The 14,201-nt window shown below is 62.0% G+C and carries 18 protein-coding genes; 8 read left to right on the forward strand and 10 right to left on the reverse strand.

Translation table 11 applies throughout. The features are described from left to right. The first annotated feature begins 113 nt into the window (after nt 1-113). From xdhB to xdhC, 3 genes are all read left to right on the forward strand, one after another. A complete protein-coding gene (gene xdhB, locus ACEXP3_RS05895; protein ID WP_377296418.1) occupies nt 114-2,450 on the forward strand; it encodes a xanthine dehydrogenase molybdopterin binding subunit in 2,337 nt (778 codons plus the stop codon). Nucleotides 2,451-2,540: 90 nt separating this feature from the next. Beyond that, nucleotides 2,541-3,599 (forward strand): sensor histidine kinase, encoded by a 1,059-nt coding sequence (locus ACEXP3_RS05900; RefSeq protein WP_348635460.1) that lies wholly within the window; start codon nt 2,541-2,543, stop codon nt 3,597-3,599. Further along, nucleotides 3,592-4,386, forward strand: coding sequence for a xanthine dehydrogenase accessory protein XdhC (gene xdhC, locus ACEXP3_RS05905; protein ID WP_377296419.1), 795 nt, complete (start codon nt 3,592-3,594; stop codon nt 4,384-4,386). The genes ACEXP3_RS05900 and xdhC overlap by 8 nt, the downstream gene beginning before the upstream one ends. A 12-nt stretch (nt 4,387-4,398) precedes the next feature. Here xdhC and ACEXP3_RS05910 read toward each other — a convergent pair whose 3' ends face one another. Beyond that, nucleotides 4,399-4,641, reverse strand: coding sequence for a hypothetical protein (locus ACEXP3_RS05910; RefSeq protein WP_377296420.1), 243 nt, complete (start codon nt 4,639-4,641; stop codon nt 4,399-4,401). A 106-nt stretch (nt 4,642-4,747) separates the two neighbouring features. On the opposite strand from ACEXP3_RS05910, the gene ACEXP3_RS05915 reads away from it, so the two are divergent. Next, the gene (locus tag ACEXP3_RS05915) at nt 4,748-5,665 is read left to right on the forward strand and encodes a LysR substrate-binding domain-containing protein (protein ID WP_377296421.1); all 918 of its coding nucleotides are present in this window, start codon (nt 4,748-4,750) and stop codon (nt 5,663-5,665) included. A gap of 11 nt (nt 5,666-5,676) precedes the next feature. Here ACEXP3_RS05915 and ACEXP3_RS05920 read toward each other — a convergent pair whose 3' ends face one another. Then, nucleotides 5,677-5,880, reverse strand: coding sequence for a hypothetical protein (locus ACEXP3_RS05920; RefSeq protein WP_377296422.1), 204 nt, complete (start codon nt 5,878-5,880; stop codon nt 5,677-5,679). Nucleotides 5,881-6,008: 128 nt separating this feature from the next. Here ACEXP3_RS05920 and ACEXP3_RS05925 point away from each other — a divergent pair, with 128 nt between their 5' ends. Further along, nucleotides 6,009-6,914, forward strand: coding sequence for a LysR substrate-binding domain-containing protein (locus ACEXP3_RS05925; RefSeq protein WP_377296423.1), 906 nt, complete (start codon nt 6,009-6,011; stop codon nt 6,912-6,914). Here the strand turns inward: ACEXP3_RS05925 and ACEXP3_RS05930 are convergent. Beyond that, complete coding sequence (locus ACEXP3_RS05930; protein ID WP_377296424.1) at nt 6,908-7,246, reverse strand: hypothetical protein; 339 nt, start codon at nt 7,244-7,246, stop codon at nt 6,908-6,910. The genes ACEXP3_RS05925 and ACEXP3_RS05930 overlap by 7 nt on opposite strands. Nucleotides 7,247-7,516: 270 nt before the next feature. Here ACEXP3_RS05930 and puuD point away from each other — a divergent pair, with 270 nt between their 5' ends. Further along, nucleotides 7,517-8,758: a urate hydroxylase PuuD gene (gene puuD, locus ACEXP3_RS05935; protein WP_377296425.1), complete on the forward strand. Its 1,242-nt coding sequence runs from the start codon at nt 7,517-7,519 to the stop codon at nt 8,756-8,758. Continuing rightward, nucleotides 8,758-10,065, forward strand: a complete 1,308-nt coding sequence (gene guaD, locus ACEXP3_RS05940) for a guanine deaminase (protein WP_377296426.1) — start codon at nt 8,758-8,760, stop codon at nt 10,063-10,065. Before puuD ends, guaD begins: the two co-directional genes overlap by 1 nt. Here guaD and ACEXP3_RS05945 read toward each other — a convergent pair. Both ACEXP3_RS05945 and ACEXP3_RS05950 read right to left on the reverse strand, forming a co-directional pair. Next, nucleotides 10,060-10,344 carry a type II toxin-antitoxin system RelE family toxin gene (locus tag ACEXP3_RS05945; protein ID WP_377296427.1) on the reverse strand — a complete coding sequence of 95 codons (285 nt, stop codon included), beginning with the start codon at nt 10,342-10,344 and terminating at the stop codon, nt 10,060-10,062. The two genes, guaD and ACEXP3_RS05945, sit on opposite strands and share 6 nt — an antisense overlap. Next, complete coding sequence (locus ACEXP3_RS05950; RefSeq protein WP_377296428.1) at nt 10,334-10,579, reverse strand: type II toxin-antitoxin system Phd/YefM family antitoxin; 246 nt, start codon at nt 10,577-10,579, stop codon at nt 10,334-10,336. Before ACEXP3_RS05950 ends, ACEXP3_RS05945 begins: the two co-directional genes overlap by 11 nt. A 158-nt stretch (nt 10,580-10,737) precedes the next feature. Here ACEXP3_RS05950 and ACEXP3_RS05955 point away from each other — a divergent pair, with 158 nt between their 5' ends. Continuing rightward, nucleotides 10,738-11,883 (forward strand): alpha-hydroxy acid oxidase, encoded by a 1,146-nt coding sequence (locus tag ACEXP3_RS05955; protein ID WP_377296429.1) that lies wholly within the window; start codon nt 10,738-10,740, stop codon nt 11,881-11,883. A 9-nt stretch (nt 11,884-11,892) separates the two neighbouring features. Here ACEXP3_RS05955 and ACEXP3_RS05960 read toward each other — a convergent pair whose 3' ends face one another. From ACEXP3_RS05960 to ACEXP3_RS05980, 5 genes are read right to left on the reverse strand one after another with little or no spacing between them, the layout of a single operon-like run. Beyond that, on the reverse strand, nt 11,893-12,639 hold the full coding sequence (locus ACEXP3_RS05960; protein WP_377296430.1) for a metallophosphoesterase family protein: 747 nt from the start codon (nt 12,637-12,639) through the stop codon (nt 11,893-11,895). A 4-nt stretch (nt 12,640-12,643) separates the two neighbouring features. After that, complete coding sequence (uraH, locus tag ACEXP3_RS05965; protein ID WP_210104346.1) at nt 12,644-13,000, reverse strand: hydroxyisourate hydrolase; 357 nt, start codon at nt 12,998-13,000, stop codon at nt 12,644-12,646. Continuing rightward, entirely contained in the window at nt 12,997-13,497 is a 501-nt protein-coding gene (locus ACEXP3_RS05970; RefSeq protein WP_377296431.1) for an ureidoglycolate lyase, read from the reverse strand. The genes uraH and ACEXP3_RS05970 overlap by 4 nt, the downstream gene beginning before the upstream one ends. Before the next feature lie 6 nt (nt 13,498-13,503). Further along, complete coding sequence (locus ACEXP3_RS05975; protein WP_377296432.1) at nt 13,504-13,866, reverse strand: HepT-like ribonuclease domain-containing protein; 363 nt, start codon at nt 13,864-13,866, stop codon at nt 13,504-13,506. Next, nucleotides 13,863-14,156: a nucleotidyltransferase family protein gene (locus ACEXP3_RS05980; RefSeq protein WP_377296433.1), complete on the reverse strand. Its 294-nt coding sequence runs from the start codon at nt 14,154-14,156 to the stop codon at nt 13,863-13,865. Before ACEXP3_RS05980 ends, ACEXP3_RS05975 begins: the two co-directional genes overlap by 4 nt. Nucleotides 14,157-14,201: the final 45 nt, after the last annotated feature.

A 14,201-nucleotide genomic window follows, 5' to 3' on the forward strand; every position in this document is an offset into this window, starting at 1 on the left:
CTCTCCCCCCTTGTGGGGGAGATGGCGGCAGCCAGAGGGGGTCTTTTCCGAGCCGGACAGTGTCATCGCCACCAGCCGTTTGCTAAACATATCGTCATCGAAGGAACCCGCTGATGGACAACACCACCTTCGACACCAAAACCACCATCAACGGCCCGATGCACGCTTCGCTGCGGCATGATTCCGCCCACAAGCATGTGACGGGCACCGCAGAATACATCGATGACATGCCGGAACCGGCAGGCACGCTGCATGCCGCCCTCGGCATGGCGGACCGGGCGCATGCCGAAATCCTGTCCATCGATTTGTCGGCCGTGCGCTCCGCCCCCGGCGTGGTGGCGGTCCTGACGGCAGACGACATTCCGGGGGTCAACGACGTCTCCTCCAATGGCAGCCATGACGAGCCGCTGCTGGCCACCGACAAGATCGAGTTCCACTGCCAGCCGATCTTCGTCGTGATCGGCGAAAGCCGCGAGGCGGCGCGCCGGGCAGCACGGCTTGCCAGGATCGACTACCGCGACCTGCCGCACTGGACCGATATCGAAGGCGCGCTTGCCAATGGTGCGCCGATGGTCGTCTCGCCCATGACGCTGAAGCGCGGCGAGCCGGAGACCGAAATCAACCGGCCACCGCTTCGCATCCAGAACCGCATGGTGATCGGCGGGCAGGAGCATTTCTACCTTGAAGGCCAGATCGCGCTTGCCATTCCCGGCGAAGACGAGGATGTGACCGTCTGGTCGTCCACCCAGCACCCCACCGAGGTGCAGCATATGGTGGCGCATGTGCTGGCCTGCGCAAACCATGCGGTGACCGTCAACACGCGCCGCATGGGTGGCGGGTTTGGCGGCAAGGAAACGCAAGGCAACCATTTTGCCTGCCTTGCCGCCATTGCTGCCAAGAAACTGAACCGCGCCGTCAAATTCCGGCCCGACCGCGACGAGGACATGGCCGTCACCGGCAAGCGTCACGATTTCCGCGTCGATTACGATCTGGCCTTCGACGAGGAAGGCCGCATCCATGCGGTGGATGCGACCTTTGCGGCGCGCTGCGGCTTTTCCTCGGATCTGTCCGGCCCCGTCACCGACCGCGCGCTGTTTCATGCCGATTCGAGCTATTTCTATCCGCATGTGCACCTGACCTCGCAGCCGCTGAAAACGCATACCTGCTCCAACACCGCCTTTCGCGGGTTCGGCGGGCCGCAGGGTCTGCTCGGCGGCGAGCGCTTCATCGAGGAAATCGCCTATGCGGTGGGAAAGGACCCGCTCGACGTGCGCAAGCTGAATTTCTATGGCGAGACGGGGTCCGGCCGCACGCTCACCCCCTATCACCAGGAAGTGGAGGACAATGTAATCCTGCGCGTGGTGGAGGAACTGGAAGCCTCCAGCGACTACCGCGCGCGCCGCCAGGCGATCATCGATTTCAACAGGAACAGCCCGGTCATCCGCAAGGGCATTGCGCTCACCCCGGTCAAATTCGGCATATCCTTCACCATGACCGCCTTCAACCAGGCGGGGGCCCTCGTGCATGTCTATTCCGATGGCTCGATCCATCTGAACCACGGCGGCACCGAGATGGGCCAGGGCCTCTATACCAAGGTGGCGCAGGTGGTGGCGGATGCCTTCAATGTCGATATCGAGCGGGTGAAGATCACCGCGACGACGACCGGCAAGGTGCCGAACACCTCTGCCACCGCCGCTTCCTCCGGCTCGGACCTCAACGGCATGGCCGCCTATGATGCCGCACGCCAGATCCGCGAGAGGCTCGTCGAGTTCGCCTGCCGCAAATGGCAAGTGACGGCAACCGATGTGGAATTCCTGCCCAACCGGGTGCGCGTCGGCACCGACACGATCTCCTTCGACGCACTGGTGAAGGCCGCCTATTTCGACCGCGTGCAACTGTCTGCCGCCGGTTTCTACAAGACGCCGAAAATCCACTGGGATCGCGCCGCCGGCCGCGGCCGCCCCTTCTATTACTACGCCTATGGCGCCGCCTGCTCGGAAGTTTCCATCGACACGCTGACGGGCGAATACATGGTGGAGCGCACCGACATCCTGCATGATGTCGGCCGCTCGCTGAACCCGATCATCGACATCGGGCAGGTGGAAGGCGCCTTCGTGCAGGGCATGGGCTGGCTGACGACGGAGGAATTGTGGTGGGATGGCAAGGGCAGGCTTCGCACGCATGCCCCCTCCACCTACAAGATCCCGCTTGCCTCCGACCGGCCCAAGATTTTCAACGTGAAGCTGGCCGAATGGTCGGAAAACCGCGAGCCCACCATCGGCCGCTCCAAGGCTGTCGGCGAGCCGCCCTTCATGCTGGCGATTTCGGTGCTGGAGGCGATTTCCATGGCGGTGGCTTCCATCGCCGATTACACCGTCTGCCCGCGGCTCGATGCACCGGCGACGCCCGAACGCGTGCTGATGGCGGTGGAGAGACTGAAAGCATTATAACCCTCACCCGGCCGCACATGCGCCCTATCGGACACCGGTTGCGATCGATAAGGTTGAAACCCTATGAAATGCGGTCGGAGACAAGACGCAGTGAAGGAATTCCCGAAAGACGGCGGCCAGATGGGACAGGCGATCCGCCTGTTCGACTGGTCCCGCACGGGGCTCGGTGACATCGACACCTGGCCCTCGTCGCTGCGCGCCATCTTGCAGATGATGGTCCAGCAGGGGCATTCGATCTGCCTTTTCTGGGGGCCCGACCTCAACATGCTTTATAACGATGCCTATCGGCCGTTTCTCGGCGCGAAGGAGGCGGGCGCCCTTGGGCAACCGTTCCACATCATCTGGTCCGACGTCTGGGACGACGTAAAACCGCTGGTGGATCAGGCACTGTCGGGCAAGAGCACCTTTGTCGAAAACATGCGCCTCATCATGACGCGCAACGGCTATCCGGAGGAAACCTTCTGGACCTTTTCCTATAGCCCGCTTTACGATGACGAGGGCATGGTGCGCGGCCTGATCAATGTCGCCGTCGACACAACGCCCCTCGTCAAGAGCCAGCGTGAGCAGGAAATGCTGCGGCGGGAACTGGTGCATCGGGTCAAGAACACCATGGCTGTCACTACCGCCGTTGTCAGCGCCACCATGCGCCATGCCCAGACGCTGGAAGAAGCGCGCCTGACGCTTGGAAACCGTGTTGCAGCGCTTGGCAAGGCCCAAAGCCTCATTCACCAGTCGGAAAACGATGCGCTGATCGAGGCGATCGTGACGGAAAGCATGGCAGCCCATGTGGATGATCCCGCACGCGTCCGCATCTCCGGTCCGGACGTTCGCGTTTCGCCGCAGCAAGCTGTTGGCCTGTCTCTTGCCGTCTATGAACTTGCCACCAATGCGCTGAAATATGGCGCGCTGTCCAATGGCAGCGGAACCATCGATATCATCTGGTCGGCCGGGGCGGACAATGCCTTTCGCTTTACCTGGCACGAAAGAGGTGGACCGCCGGTTTCCGCCCCGACGCGCCGCGGCTTCGGCTCGCGCCTCACCGACCAGATCGTCGCCAACTATTTTTCCGGAACCGGCGCGACGATCTACGACCCGGACGGGCTGAGGTTCGAACTGGTTGGCGTCTTCCGCCAGGGCGACGATGTCTGAAGCCGGGCTGGAACTGTTTCTCAACAGGCATTCCGCTTGCGTCTGCGTGACGATCCGCCAGGCCAAGGGATCGACGCCGCGTGAGGCAGGCGCCATCATGCTCGTTGCCCCCACCGCAAGCTGGGGCACGATCGGCGGTGGGCAGCTGGAATTCATGGCCATCGACAATGCACGTCGCATGCTCGACGGCCAAGGTCTGGGCGAGATGGACATTCCGCTCGGCCCTGATATCGGCCAGTGCTGCGGCGGGCGCACGCTGCTGAGTTTCGAGACGGTGACGCCACAGATGGCCGCTAACCTTCGGGCACGCGCTGCCGCAGAGTCTGCGGCCTTCCCCGGAGTCATGCTGTTCGGCGCCGGCCATGTCGGACAGGCGCTGGCGCGCGCGCTCCTGCCCCTGCCCTTTGCCGTTACCGTGGTCGAGACGCGCGCCGAGGCGCTGGAAGGCTTGCCCGAGGGCGTAAAAACGCACCATGTCGCCATGCCGGAAGCGCTGGTTAAAAACCTTGCCCCCGGCAGCGCCGTGCTCATTCTCACCCACGATCACGCGCTGGATTTTCTGATCGCCCGCGAGGCGCTGTCCCGCACCGATCTGCCTTATGTCGGCATGATCGGTTCAGCCACCAAACGCGCCACCTTTCGCAGCTGGCTGGCGCGGGAAACGGACGGCGCCCTCTCCGCCGATCGGCTCATCCTGCCCATCGGCGGCACAACTGTGCGTGACAAGCGCCCGGCCGTCATCGCAGCGCTGGTGGCCGCCGAACTGCTCGCCGTTTATGCCGCTTAACCCGGCGCATCTTCATAACGACCGGCGCAGCATGGCATCGCGGGCTGCGTCGAAGGCGGTCTTGTGAGGCAAACCGTGACGCGTCTGGCGCCCATCGCAAAACCCGATGTCCTGCAACTGCGATTCCGGCATCTCCTCCAGATGAAGCGCATTGCTGCGTGGCCTGCTCTTTCCGCCAAGCCACACGCCGATCCGGCGCCACATATCAAGCAGCAGTCTCGGCCGTACGACGCCTCTAATTTCGTGCAAACTCATGGACTTGCTCCCTCTATCCTGTCGAGTGAATTGTCTTTAGGATGCGGGAAAAGACGGCGAGGATCCAATCGAAGCTTCGTCTGCATGGATCAAGAGGATTGATGCAATGAAAATGTCGAAGCAGTTCCCGCTGAATGCGCTGCGGGTGTTCGAGGCGGTGGCGCGCCATCTCAGCTTCACCAAGGCGGGTGAGGAACTCGGCCTGACGCAAACCGCGGTCAGCTATCAGGTGAAGCTCCTGGAGGATACGCTGGGCGAAATCCTGTTTCTGCGCCAGCCGCGCAAGATCCTGCTGACAGACGCCGGGCAGCGGCTGGCGCCCAAGGTTTCCGACGGGTTCGACCTGCTGCGGTCGGCCGTCAGCGAGATGCAGGGCGTTGCCGACGGCACTCTCATCATTCACGCCACCACCACCTTTGCCAGCCAGTGGCTGGCGCGTCATCTCGGCATTTTCCAGCTCGACAATCCAAACCTTGCGGTGCGCCTGGAAACCTCGCAGGAGGTCATCGATTTTTCCAAAACCGAGGCCGATCTTGCCATTCGGTCCGGCAAGGGTGAGTGGCCTGGCCTTCGCGCGCATTTCGTCATGCGCAACCATTTTACGCCAATGCTCTCCCCCAAGCTTGCCGAGACGATCGGCGGCGTCAGGGAACCGCTCGATCTCCTGAAGCTGAAGATCATCGATCCGAGCGATCCCTGGTGGAGACTGTGGTTTACCGCGGCCGGCCATCCCGATGCGTCGCTCGAAGACCGGTCACGCACCCGGCTTGGCGCACAGTCCGTCGAAGCGGCCGCCGCCATGGCCGGTCATGGCGTGGCCATTCTGCGCCCGGAATTCTATCAGGACGACGTCGCCATGGGCCGGCTCATCCAACCCTTTCCGCTCACCTGCGAGGATGGCTCGCACTACTGGCTGGTCTACCCGCACGCGCGCCGCCATACCGCCAAGATCCGCGCCTTCCGCGACTTCCTGAAAAAGACGCTGCCCGGTTTCGATGCGGGCCCGCCCGACAGCACGACGTGACGCAAAAGGCATCAAAGCCGTGGCAATCGCGCCGTGCGAATGCGCTCCCACAGATCGTCCTGTCGTGCCGGGAGCTTTTGCGGTGGCGCCGACACATCGATGCGCAGCGCATCGGGCAGTTCGGTGACAGGAATTGGTGAACGCCGCCACTCCGGTTTCAGCCAGAACGAGAACACGCGTCTCCACCCGGCAGAACCTCTGGTCCAGACCGCCATGATCGTCTCCAGATCACTGTTTTTTTGATATCTGGCTCGACAGATGAACCGATATGCGATGACATACCACCCGTTTCCGGCGCCATACCAATTCAATCGAAAACAGCAGCCAGAAAGAGAGCTTATCGATGAAGCTGTCGCGCAAGGTGCCGCTCAACGCGATCCGGGTGTTTGAGTCCGTGGCGCGGCTTGGTAGCTTCACCAAGGCCGGCGAGGAACTCGGCATGACGCAAACGGCGGTCAGCTACCAGATCAAGCTTCTGGAGGAGCATGTCGGCGAGATGCTGTTCCTCCGGCAGGCGCGGCGCAGCATCCTGACGGCGACCGGCGAGCGCATGCTGCCGAAGATCGTGGACGCCTTTGCACTCCTGACCGATGCTCTGGCCGACGCGCGCGAACAGGCGGACGGCATTCTGGAAATCCGTTCGACGCCGACCTTTGCCTCTCACTGGCTTGCTCGCCATATCGGCGCCTTCCAGTTGCAGCATCCGGGGCTGGCGGTGCGTATCCTGCGCATGGACAAACCGGCGGAGTTCAGCATCGACAATGCCGATGTCGCCATCTGGCGGGGCGAGCGGCCGCCGACTGATATGGAGGCGCAGGAACTGTTCCGGCTCACCTATGCACCCATGCTGAGCCCGAAGCTCGCCGAAACAATCGGCGGCGCAACCACCCCGGCGGATCTTCTGAAACTGCCGCTGATCGGCGCCAGCAGCAAATGGTGGGGGATCTGGTTTCGCTCGAACGGCATCGACACGGCCCTCCCCGGCACGATCACCATCGATGCGGACGGTGCGCTGGATCTGGAAGGCAGCGCCGCCATTGCCGGCCACGGGGTGGCGCTGCTCAGCCCGTTTCTTCACCGTGAGGAGCTGGAGGCCGGCCGCCTGATCATGCCCTTCGATGTCTTCAAGACGGACGACCTGAGCTACTGGCTGATCTCGCCGAAAAGCCGCCGCAAATCGGCAAAGGTGATCGCCTTCCGCGAGTGGATCGCGAAGACCCTGCCGGCTTGGGTGTCACCGGGTCAATAGCCCATGTCCGGCGCGTAGAAGCAGCGCAGCGTATCCTCATTCGGATAGAGACAGAGATGATAGTCCTCGTCGCCACTGCGGCGCGTCTGGCTCTGCGGCACGATAAATTCGTGGCTCCGCGTCACAAGCCGGTGTTCGCCGGGCCGCAGCGAGATATCATAGCCCTGCGGCGTCACCTTGACGTTCTTCGTCGAGATCATCTGGCAATCGCCATTGTGCTCGTTGCCATTGCAACAGAAGGCTTCATATTTCCAACCGGTCAGCGCCTCATGGGCGAAAAGGCCGGACGGGAACGCAGACGCAACCACCATCAGTATCGGAATGCCTCGCATGAGCTTACTCTCCGTTGATGCGTGCATGTCATCGCCGGTGGCATGCTTGCCTTCACCGGCTGCCTTGCGACGACCACTTTAGCGCATTCGCATGCAGCGGCTAAGCCGCATTTGTCGCGATGCACAAATGACAGTTGCCGACAGCCTCACACCAGCCTCGCCCGCGGCCGTTTTCACCGCACGGCATCTGTTGCGGCGCACCCTTTCCGCTTCCCTTCGTCTTAAAATTTTCGCAAACTACCGGGCCGGGGAACAAGAAGGGATTCTGGAATGTACGAATATGCCATCGCCTGGGAATGGCTGAGCTTTGCCGCGCGCTGGCTGCATGTGATCACCGCGATCGCCTGGATCGGTTCGTCCTTCTATTTCATCGCGCTCGATCTCGGACTGGTGAAGCGTGCCCATCTGCCGGCCGGCGCCTATGGCGAGGAATGGCAGGTGCATGGCGGCGGCTTCTATCACATCCAGAAATATCTCGTGGCGCCCGCCTCGATGCCGGAGCACCTGACCTGGTTCAAGTGGGAAAGCTATGCCACCTGGATGTCCGGCTTCCTGATGCTCGCCATCGTCTATTATGGCGGTGCCGACCTCTTCCTCATCGACCACAGCCTTCTGGAACTGGCCCCGTGGCAGGCGATCTGTCTTTCCATCGCCTCGCTGTCGGTTGGCTGGATCATCTATGACCAGCTTTGCAAATCGCCCATCGGCAACAACACCTGGGGCCTGATGGCGCTCCTCTATGTCGTGCTGGTCGGCATGGCCTGGGGCTATACACAGGTGTTTACCGGCCGCGCCGCCTTCCTGCATCTCGGCGCGTTTACCGCCACCATCATGTCGGCCAATGTCTTCTTCATCATCATTCCCAACCAGAAGATCGTCGTCGCCGACCTGATTGCCGGGCGCACGCCCGATCCGAAATATGGCCGCATCGCCAAGCAGCGCTCGCTGCACAACAATTATCTGACGCTGCCCGTCATCTTCTTCATGCTGTCGAACCATTATCCGCTGGCCTTTGGCACGCAGTTTAACTGGATCATCGCTGCGCTGGTGTTTCTGATGGGCGTCACCATCCGCCACTGGTTCAACACGACGCATGCGCGCAAGGGAAAGCCGACCTGGACATGGCTCGTCACGGTGATCCTGTTCATCCTCATCATGTGGCTCTCGACCGTGCCGAAGGTGCTGACGGGCGAGAAGGGGGTGTCGCTCTCTCCCATCCAGCAGAAGTTTGCGAGCGACGTGCATTTCGCCTCCGCCCGCGATGTCGTGCAGGGGCGCTGCGCCATGTGCCATGCGGCAGAACCGGTCTGGGAAGGGATCCATTTTCCGCCGAAGGGCGTAAAATTCGAAACCGACGGCGAGATTGCCGCCCATGCCCACGAGATCTATATCCAGGCGGGCCGCAGCCACGCCATGCCGCCCGGCAACATCACCGAAATCATGCCGGAGGAGCGCAAGCTTCTGACGGCATGGTATGAAAGCGCCACGGGCGCCACCGGAGCCACACGCTAATGACATGCCTTCTCCTGCGCGGCCGCCTTCTGTCCTTCCACCGCGCACCCGAAAGCCTCTCCGATACCGCAAGCTACCTCTATGAGGAGGATGGCGGGCTGCTGATCGAGGATGGTCGTATCGTGAAGGCCGGCGCCTATCGCGACGTGAAGGCGCACGCTCCTGAGACCGCCGAGGAGGTGGACCACCGCCCGCACCTCATCCTGCCCGGCCTCATCGATACGCATGTGCATTTTCCGCAGATGCAGGTGATTGCCTCCTATGCGGCAAACCTGCTCGAATGGCTGGATACCTACACGTTTCCCGAGGAATGCCGGTTTGTCGAGACCGCGCACGCGGCGCGCATTGCCACGCATTTCTATGACGAGTTCCTACGCCAGGGAACGACCACGGCCGTTGCCTATTGCTCGGTTCACAAGACTTCCGCCGATGCCTTCTTTGCCGAAGCCATGCGCCGCAACATGCTGATGGTGGGCGGCAAGGTGATGATGGACCGCAACGCGCCGCAGGGCCTGCTCGACACCGCCCAGCTCGGTTATGACGAAACCCGCGCGGTGATCGAGGAATGGCACGGCAAGGGCAGAAACCACGTCGCGATCACGCCGCGTTTTGCCATCACCTCCACGCCGCAGCAGATGAGCGCCGCGCAGGCGCTGGCGCAAGAATTTCCCGACCTGCATATCCAGACACATCTGTCGGAAAACCACGACGAGATCCGCTATACCTGCGAGCTTTACCCTGAGGCGACCGACTACACCGACATCTATGCCCGCTACGGCCTTCTCGGCCAAAAGACCCTGCTCGGCCATGCCATCCATCTGTCGGAGCGCGAGGCGGATGTGCTGGCAGACACCGGCTCGGTGGCGGTGCATTGCCCCACCTCCAACCTCTTTCTCGGCTCGGGCCTGTTTCCGCTTAAGGCGCTCGCACGCCGAGAAAAGCCGGTGCGCATCGGGGTCGCCACCGATATCGGCGGCGGCTCCAGCTATTCCATGCTGAAGACGCTGGACGAAGCCTACAAGATCCAGCAGCTGCTCGGCGAGCGCCTGAACCCGCTCGACAGTTTTTACCACATGACGCGCGGCAATGCCGAGGCGCTGTCGCTTGCCGACCGCATCGGCACGCTGGAGGAAGGCACCGACGCCGATCTGGTGGTGCTCAATGCCGCGGCAACGCCGGCCATGAAACTGCGCATGGAAACCGTCAAGACACTGCCGGAAGAGCTTTTCCTCCTGCAGACGCTGGGCGACGACCGCAGCGTGGTGGAGACCTATGTGGCCGGGCGGGCGCTGAAAAGCGGCTTATGACCGCTCCTTGCCCGCCTTGTAGACCTCGGATCTTTCCCGCTTGCCAACGGCCACGACCACAACGGTAATCCGGCTGTCTTCTACGCGGTAGACAAGCCGATATCCCGCCGCGCGCAACTTGATCTTGTAATGATCGGGCATGCCGCGCAGGAGATCACCGGGGACACGCGGATTCTCCAGCCGTTCGGCGAGTTTGCGCTTGAACTGAGCGCGCAATGTATCTCCGAGTTTTTCCCACTCCTTGAATGCGGCGGGCAGGAACTCGAGCCTATAGGTCATCGAGTTCAACCGGAACGCCCTTATCCCCTGCCCGCGCGCGCGCAATCTCGGCAAGCGTCTGGTCGTCCAGCGCATCCATCAGCGCTTCATAGGTCCGGGCAGGCACCATGTAGGCGATCACCTTGTTATGGTTGAGGACGGCAACTGCCTGTCCGTTTGCCCCGTCCACGACAGCGGTAGGGTTTTTCTTCATATCGGAGACACTGACGGCCACTTCGGCTTCCACACGCTGCATTTGACACCTTTTTACGGTCTGACTTTAGTACCCTATAACACACTCAAGACAATGTGCCACAGGGGCCCCGTCTGGATTGCTTCTCAAGGAAATTGCTTTCCTCATCCGCGCCATATGATAGTGGTCAGGGCAGCACTTCGGAGGAGAATACCGCACCCATGTCCAAGCCGCTCACCATTGCCGACCTCAAAAACCTTGCCCGCCGCCGCGTGCCAAAGATGTTCTTCGATTATGCCGACAGCGGCTCGTGGACGGAGGGGACATACCGGGCAAACGAGCAGGATTTTGCGGCGATCAAGCTGCGCCAGCGGGTGCTGGTGGACATGACGAACCGGTCGCTGAAAAGTGAGATGATCGGCCACCCGGTGACGATGCCGGTGGCGCTTGCCCCGACAGGCATGACCGGCATGCAGCATGCCGATGGCGAGATGCTGGCGGCCAAGGCTGCCGAAGAGTTCGGCGTGCCCTTCACGCTCTCGACGATGAGCATCTGCTCGATCGAGGACGTCGCCTCCGTCACCACCAAGCCGTTCTGGTTCCAGCTTTACGTGATGAAGGACCGCGCCTTCATCGAAAACCTCATCGAACGCGCCAAGACCGCGGGCTGCTCGGCGCTTGTCGTCACGGCCGACCTGCAGATTCTTGGCCAGCGCCACAAGGATTTGCGCAACGGCCTTTCCGCACCGCCGAAATTCACGCCCAAACACATCTGGCAGATGGCAACGCGGCCCAAGTGGTGCCTCGACATGGCGCGCACCAAACGCCACGGCTTTGGCAATATCGTCGGCCATGCCAAGAATGTTTCGGACCTTTCTTCGCTCAGCGTCTGGACGGCCGAACAGTTCGACCCGCGCCTTTCCTGGTCCGATATCGCCTGGATCAAGGAACGCTGGCAGGGCAAGCTGATCATCAAGGGCATTCTGGACGAGGAAGACGCGCGCGCAGCCGCCGATACCGGCGCTGACGCCATCATCGTTTCCAACCACGGCGGCCGCCAGCTGGATGGCGCACCGTCTGCCATCAGCATGCTGCCGAAAATCGTCGAAGCCGTTGGCGACCGCATCGAGGTACATCTCGACAGCGGCATCCGCTCCGGCCAGGACGTGCTGAAGGCCGTCGCGCTCGGCGCCAAGGGCACCTATATAGGCCGCCCCTTCCTCTACGGCCTCGGCGCCATGGGCAAGGAAGGCGTCGAGCTTGCGCTATCCATCATCGCCAAGGAGATGGACATCACCATGGCGCTTTGCGGAAAGCGCGACATCAAGGCCGTGGGCAAGGATATTATTGCGCATTCGCCGTATTGAGGCGAGGCGTTACGCCAGCCACCCCGTCGCCAGACCGGCCGCCCAATCAGGGCGGCCGTTTTCGTCTGCGAGGCGTGACTGCGCCATGTTGTCGTAGCGGACCAGGCGAAAACTGACGGTCCAGCCGGCATCACCCGTTTCGCAGATGGCATAGGAGGCCATCGGCGTTCCGGCCTCGACGCGGTGGTAGACCGGGGTATCGTCGTCATAGGCCGGGCAGCCGACGCTGCCGGGATTGACGATCAGCCGGCCGTCCGACAGTTGCACCGCGCGCGGCAGGTGCGAATGGCCGCAGAGGATGAGCGACTGCGAAATGCCTTCGGCGCGCGCCTCGATCTCGGCGCGTGGCCGCAGATGCACCGCGCCGTCCGGCGAGACCGTCTCCAGCCAGTAGGTGTTATCGTCCTCAGGCGTTGCATGGCAGAGATAGACATCGCGATGCCAGGTGAGCGACACGGGCAGGCTCTTCAGCCATTCCAGATGTTCGGGCAAAAGCAGGTCATAGGCCGCCGCATCCGAGGCATGCATGTCAGCCCGCGGCTGCTCGATCAGGTATCGATCATGGTTGCCGCGGACGGTCGGAAGGTCGAGCGACATCAAGAGGTCGGCTACACGATCCGCTTCAAGCGGCCCTGAAAAACAGTCGCCCAGGTTGACGATGGCATTGGTGGCAATTCCCTGAGCGCCGATATCGAGCAGCACGGCCTCAAGGGCGGCACAATTGCCATGAATGTCTGCGATGGCGGCAAAACGCATCCGGTCAGCTCCCGCGATAGGTGGAATAGCCATAGGGCGAGATGAGAAGCGGCACGTGATAGTGCCCCGCTTCATCGGCAATGCCGAAGCGGATCGGGATCACGTCCAGAAACGCCGGCTCGGCAAGCGGCGCCTGCACCGTGCGCAGGTAATCGCCGGCATGAAACACCAGCTCGTAGATGCCTGCCTTGAAATCCTCGCCAACCAGAATGGGACCTCCATCAACACGCCCGTCGGCATTGGTCACAACGCTCTTCAAAAGGTCACGGCCTTCGCCGTCCAACCGGAAGAGGTCGATGCGCAGCCCTTGCGCAGGCGTGCCAAGGGCCGTGTCGAGAACATGCGTGGTCAATCCGGTCATGAGTGTGGCTCGCTGATGAGAAAAGGCTGATCGAAGAAGAATTCTTCCAGATTGTTGCCGGGGCCGTCGCGATCGACAACCAGGAAGTCGCTGGCGGCACCGATCGTCATCAGGGGATGGTGCCAGACATTGGCCCGATAGTTCACGCCCTGATCGCCGCGTGCCAGAAATGCCTGCGGCACGCCCGGGCGCCCGCCCTCATCCTCCGACACCACGACCAGATAGGGTCGGCCGGAAAGCGGTGAAAAGCTCTGGCTTCCAAGCGGATGACGCTCCATCATGGTGACGGAATAGGGAAATTGGCGTGGCTGCCCGCGAAAGATGTTGAGGATGACGCGGGCGCCCTCGCCCAGCGCTTCAGTGCTCCCGAGCGAATGAAACCGCTCGGTATTGCCGCCATTGATGAGCTTCATTGTGGCGGGATCGGCCTCGATCACGTCGCCGAAGGGCAGGAAGGCATCGCGCGTCAGCGCACGAACGGGGAGCGTGGTCGGCATCGAAATTCATTCACCCTGGGCATGGATCTGGCGCAGCATGCGCAATTGGAAGAGAAGGTCGGGGACGGCCTTGGTCGCCGTCGCCCAGACCGTGTCGAGATTGATGCTGAGGTATCCGTGGGCGATGCGATTGCGCATGCCGCGCATCTCCACCCATGCCATCTCGGGGTGGTCCGCCGCGAAATCCGGATAAGCATCGGCGAGCTGGGTCGCCGCCTCGCCGATCATGAGAAGATTCATCCCCACCGCGCGCTGCGTGAGAACGTCGCCGAGAAACCCGTCCTTGGACATGCCGGCGATGAACTGACCGATTTCCGCGCACGCCCGCGTCATTTCCTCCAGATACACGATCAGGCGCGGGCGCGTCATACGGGCCTTGCTTCCTGCAGCACCTGTGTACGGATGCGCTGGGGGAAATCTCCGGGTGTCAGAAGATGGATTTCGGCACCCTGCAAAGCATTCTGCAGATCGACCAGCAGTCCGCCCAGATCAAAAAGGGTGGTGCCCTCCAGCGGGTCGACCAGAATATCGAGATCACTCCCGTCGCGGTCTTCGCCGCGCGCAACCGAACCGAAGACGCGCGGGTTTTCAGCCTTACGCTTTGCCACAAGGCGGCGAATGACGTCCCGGTTTTTCTCCAGCACTTCCGATGGGCGCATAAAAACATCCTTCTGCAGCGACGACTATAAGGGACGTTGCCCTGG

Source organism: Neorhizobium fuzhouense, assembly GCF_042611105.1.
GTDB lineage: Bacteria > Pseudomonadota > Alphaproteobacteria > Rhizobiales > Rhizobiaceae > Neorhizobium > Neorhizobium galegae_A.

Excerpts from the sequence above, each read along its gene's own strand:
- ACEXP3_RS05980 (WP_377296433.1), bottom strand. The coding sequence starts at position 14,156 with ATGCGCCCATCGGAAGTGCTGGAGAAAAACCGGGACGTCATTCGCCGC.
- ACEXP3_RS05920 (WP_377296422.1), bottom strand. The coding sequence starts at position 5,880 with ATGGCGGTCTGGACCAGAGGTTCTGCCGGGTGGAGACGCGTGTTCTCG.
- ACEXP3_RS05945 (WP_377296427.1), bottom strand. The coding sequence starts at position 10,344 with ATGACCTATAGGCTCGAGTTCCTGCCCGCCGCATTCAAGGAGTGGGAA.
- guaD (WP_377296426.1), top strand. The coding sequence starts at position 8,758 with ATGACATGCCTTCTCCTGCGCGGCCGCCTTCTGTCCTTCCACCGCGCA.
- ACEXP3_RS05910 (WP_377296420.1), bottom strand. The coding sequence starts at position 4,641 with ATGAGTTTGCACGAAATTAGAGGCGTCGTACGGCCGAGACTGCTGCTT.
- ACEXP3_RS05955 (WP_377296429.1), top strand. The coding sequence starts at position 10,738 with ATGTCCAAGCCGCTCACCATTGCCGACCTCAAAAACCTTGCCCGCCGC.
- ACEXP3_RS05925 (WP_377296423.1), top strand. The coding sequence starts at position 6,009 with ATGAAGCTGTCGCGCAAGGTGCCGCTCAACGCGATCCGGGTGTTTGAG.
- uraH (WP_210104346.1), bottom strand. The coding sequence starts at position 13,000 with ATGACCGGATTGACCACGCATGTTCTCGACACGGCCCTTGGCACGCCT.
- ACEXP3_RS05970 (WP_377296431.1), bottom strand. The coding sequence starts at position 13,497 with ATGCCGACCACGCTCCCCGTTCGTGCGCTGACGCGCGATGCCTTCCTG.
- puuD (WP_377296425.1), top strand. The coding sequence starts at position 7,517 with ATGTACGAATATGCCATCGCCTGGGAATGGCTGAGCTTTGCCGCGCGC.
- ACEXP3_RS05915 (WP_377296421.1), top strand. The coding sequence starts at position 4,748 with ATGAAAATGTCGAAGCAGTTCCCGCTGAATGCGCTGCGGGTGTTCGAG.
- xdhC (WP_377296419.1), top strand. The coding sequence starts at position 3,592 with ATGTCTGAAGCCGGGCTGGAACTGTTTCTCAACAGGCATTCCGCTTGC.
- ACEXP3_RS05975 (WP_377296432.1), bottom strand. The coding sequence starts at position 13,866 with ATGACGCGCCCGCGCCTGATCGTGTATCTGGAGGAAATGACGCGGGCG.
- ACEXP3_RS05960 (WP_377296430.1), bottom strand. The coding sequence starts at position 12,639 with ATGCGTTTTGCCGCCATCGCAGACATTCATGGCAATTGTGCCGCCCTT.
- xdhB (WP_377296418.1), top strand. The coding sequence starts at position 114 with ATGGACAACACCACCTTCGACACCAAAACCACCATCAACGGCCCGATG.
- ACEXP3_RS05950 (WP_377296428.1), bottom strand. The coding sequence starts at position 10,579 with ATGCAGCGTGTGGAAGCCGAAGTGGCCGTCAGTGTCTCCGATATGAAG.
- ACEXP3_RS05930 (WP_377296424.1), bottom strand. The coding sequence starts at position 7,246 with ATGCGAGGCATTCCGATACTGATGGTGGTTGCGTCTGCGTTCCCGTCC.